Annotated in this window: 3 protein-coding genes and 6 tRNA genes; 6 read left to right on the top strand and 3 right to left on the bottom strand. The window is 61.8% G+C overall.

All coding sequences use genetic code 11. The features are described from left to right. Positions 1-115 precede the first annotated feature (115 nt). Positions 116-991, bottom strand: a complete 876-nt coding sequence (locus J7J55_07225) for a ParB-like nuclease domain-containing protein (protein ID MCD6142485.1) — start codon at positions 989-991, stop codon at positions 116-118. Next, positions 978-1646, bottom strand: coding sequence for a metallophosphoesterase (locus J7J55_07220; protein ID MCD6142484.1), 669 nt, complete (start codon positions 1644-1646; stop codon positions 978-980). Before J7J55_07220 ends, J7J55_07225 begins: the two co-directional genes overlap by 14 nt. Before the next feature lie 170 nt (positions 1647-1816). Between J7J55_07220 and J7J55_07215 the strand changes: the two genes are divergently transcribed. From J7J55_07215 to J7J55_07190, 6 genes are all read left to right on the top strand, one after another. Then, positions 1817-1898, top strand: a tRNA-Leu gene (locus tag J7J55_07215). A 42-nt stretch (positions 1899-1940) separates the two neighbouring features. Beyond that, positions 1941-2015, top strand: a tRNA-Gly gene (locus tag J7J55_07210). 24 nt (positions 2016-2039) lie between these two features. Beyond that, a tRNA-Leu gene (locus J7J55_07205) sits at positions 2040-2123 on the top strand. 8 nt (positions 2124-2131) lie between these two features. Further along, positions 2132-2208: transfer RNA gene (locus J7J55_07200), tRNA-Met, on the top strand. Between the two features lie 5 nt (positions 2209-2213). Further along, positions 2214-2288 (top strand) — tRNA-Met (locus J7J55_07195). A gap of 13 nt (positions 2289-2301) precedes the next feature. Next, positions 2302-2375 (top strand) — tRNA-Ala (locus J7J55_07190). A gap of 11 nt (positions 2376-2386) precedes the next feature. Here the strand turns inward: J7J55_07190 and J7J55_07185 are convergent. Continuing rightward, positions 2387-3126: undecaprenyl/decaprenyl-phosphate alpha-N-acetylglucosaminyl 1-phosphate transferase (locus J7J55_07185; protein MCD6142483.1), on the bottom strand; the 740-nt coding region annotated here is incomplete at its 5' end.

The following is a 3126-nucleotide window of genomic DNA, read 5'->3' as shown; positions in this document are numbered from 1 at the left end:
ACCGTTCACCAATCAACCAGGAGGCTTGACTTTCGATACAGTATCTGGCCCCGGCTCCTCCATGCATCACATTCGTATTGCGGTCGAAACCGGATAACAACCGATCATTATTGCATTATTGTGGCTGATCGGGGTTGAGCACGCGGGCGAGCCAGGGGAGGCGGTAGCGTTTCGCGTAGTCAAGCACCGCCTTGTCCAGATCGACATCCGGTCCGTATCGTTCCCGGAGATAGTAAAGGTGTCGGGAGACCCACACGTACAGGTCGGCCTCGGTGCGGCCGGGGAACCGTTTGAGGATTCCCAAGCGGCGGAACGTCTCCACCAGCGGCTTGTACACGTTGTCGTACCACGAGACCACCGCCTCCTCGTACGGAATCTCCCGCTTCTTCTCCAGCCCGAGGAAGTAGCGGTGCACGTCGATGTGCTCGAGGAGCACCCGGTAGCGCCCCGGCTCGGTGAACTCGATCTTCTGTTCCGGCCGCAGCTTGTCCAGGTGGGTGCGCTCGAGGAAGTCGGCATACTCCGCCTTGATGATGATATCCTTCGGCGTGACCCCGGGCTCGAGCGTAACCTTGGAATCGAACTCGATCACCTCGGCGTCGATCTCCTTGGCCCCTTGCCGGCGGGCGGCGGCCACGCGATGATGGCCGTCCTCCACAAAGTACACGTTCCCCACCTGGTACAGACGCACCGGCGGGAGTATCTCCCCCTTCTCCAGGGCTCGCTGGAGACGCTGCAGCCGTTCGGTGCGCTCGGCGGTGGCGCGGAGGGGGAGGAACGCGCGGTCGAAGTCGTGGTAGCGGTTCAGGCTCCCCACGATCCTGTCGATCTCCACCGTCTGCAGGCCGCGGTAGCGACTCCCCTTGAGCTTCAACTGATCCTTCACCCAGTCGAACGGGATGAGGAGGGTAGGCCGCCTGCGCGCAAGCGGGATTACGGCGGTGAGAAGGTCCCGCCCCAGCTTCTTCCAACCGACTTTAGGCTGTTCCAATCGACACCTCCAACACCTTATACCCGTACACATGGATCACTTCCGTCTCCTCGACCCGTGATCGCTCCGGCACCCCCATGCGGGGGTAGCTGTGACCGTGGATGAAGTAACGCGGCTGATACCGATGAATCAAGTAGCGGAAGGTGTCGAACCCGTGATGCGGACGATCCTTTTGATCGTGGATCCCGCGAGGGGGAGAATGGGCGATGAAGACATCGAGAGCACGCCCATAGAGCAACCTGTTGCGCCACAATCGGGGAGACAGCTTGACGAGCCGCCACCGCATCTCGCGCTCGGTGTACTGGTAGATACCGGAGGCGTTATAACGGATGCTCCCGCCCAACCCCGCGATCAGCAGTCCTTTCATCTTCACCACCCTCTCCTCCACCGAGATGCACCCCCGGGGTTCGGGGATCTCCCCGCGCTCGGTCTGGAGGGGACGGTCGTGATTCCCATGCACGTAGAGGAGCGGTACGTCGAGCATACTTACGATGTACTCCAGATAGTAGTAGGGGAGGTCGCCGCACGATAGAGCGAGATCCACGTCCCCGAACCGATCGCGTATCCCTTCGCTGTACACCACCCGACTGATCACATCGCTCACCACTAGGATCTTGACGGTGGGCGAACCTCTGGAAGACGGCTCATCGTTCACGCGATATACCTCCGGTGGGATTCTACCCGCTTCGGGAAGCCAGTGGAAGTCGGCTATTGTTTTTCGCTTTCGGGACGGTGCCGGTACGATATCCTCCCGCGCGGCGCAACCATATTTCCTGGCTCTATTGACGGCGCCGGCTGTTCGCGCTAATCTTTAAAACGATAATTGCGAGGGTGGCGGAATTGGCAGACGCGCTAGCCTTAGGAGCTAGTGCCTTCGGGCGTGCGGGTTCGAATCCCGCCCTTCGCAGTTGAACCATTGGGGCCTCCACTGTATAATAACCTTGCTTTCGCGGGAATAGCTCAGGGGTAGAGCACCACCTTGCCAAGGTGGGGGTCGCGGGTTCAAATCCCGTTTCCCGCTCCAAGCATCAGCCGGGGAATGCCGATAGCCGGGGTGGCGGAATTGGCAGACGCAAGGGACTTAAAATCCTTTGAGGGTATCCTCGTGCGGGTTCGAGTCCCGCTCCCGGCATAAGAGATCGCGGGGTGGAGCAATCTGGAAGCTCGTCGGGCTCATAACCCGGAGGTTGCCGGTTCGAATCCGGCCCCCGCAACCAGATAGGGCGGCGTAGCTCAACCGGTCTAGAGCGCTCGGCTCATATCCGAGAGGTTCGGGGTTCGAGTCCCTGCGCCGCTATTGGGTTTTAAATGGGGGCGTAGCTCTAATCGGGAGAGCGCTGCGTTCGCATCGCAGAGGTTGGCGGTTCGAATCCGCTCGCCTCCATTTGTCTCCTCTTACATACCGATCGACCAGAGGAGAAGCCCGATTCCAGCCGAGACCAGACTGAACAAGCTCAAGGCGAGTACCGCCTTTCCCTCCCCGATCGTCCGTTTCAGCCGATGGTGAATGTGATCCCGATCCCCGTGGAACAGGGCGCGGTGGTGATACGCGCGCCGCACGATCGCAAACGCGGTGTCGGCGAGGGGAAAGGAGAAGAGGAACGCAGCGGAGATGAGCGGGAATGCGTCCGCGGGCAATACACGGATGCTCGTCACGGCGAGGAGGTACCCGATCAGCTCAGCTCCGGTGTCTCCGAGGAGGAGCCGCGCCCGGAACCGATTCCAGGGATAGAACCCAAGGAGGCCGCCGAGGAGGACGGCCCCGAGTGCAATCCCACCCGCGTTCCCGGTACTCGCCCCGATGATCAACAGCGCAAGCGTTGGAGGGATACTCACCCCGACCGCCAGGCCGTCCAGCCCGTCGATCAGGTTGACCGCGTTCGTCAGGCCGACCACCCACAGAAGGGTGAGAACCGGGCCGGCCGGTCCGAGGGGGATCGCCCCACCGGCGAGCGAGAGAGTACCGATCCCATTGAGCCCGAACAGCGCGACCGCGGCAGCGATCCCCTGGCCGATGAGCTTGATCGTAGGTGAGAGGTCGAGGCGGTCATCGAGCGCCCCGAGGATGATGATTCCTCCCATCCCGCCAAGGAGGAACGGGTCGGCCCCTCCGATCCCCAGGCCGACGAGCACCC

This window comes from Candidatus Bipolaricaulota bacterium (assembly GCA_021159055.1).
Lineage (GTDB): Bacteria > Bipolaricaulota > Bipolaricaulia > UBA7950 > UBA9294 > S016-54.
Note: the sequence above shows the minus strand (reverse complement) of the source record. Positions and strands in the feature narration are given on the sequence as shown.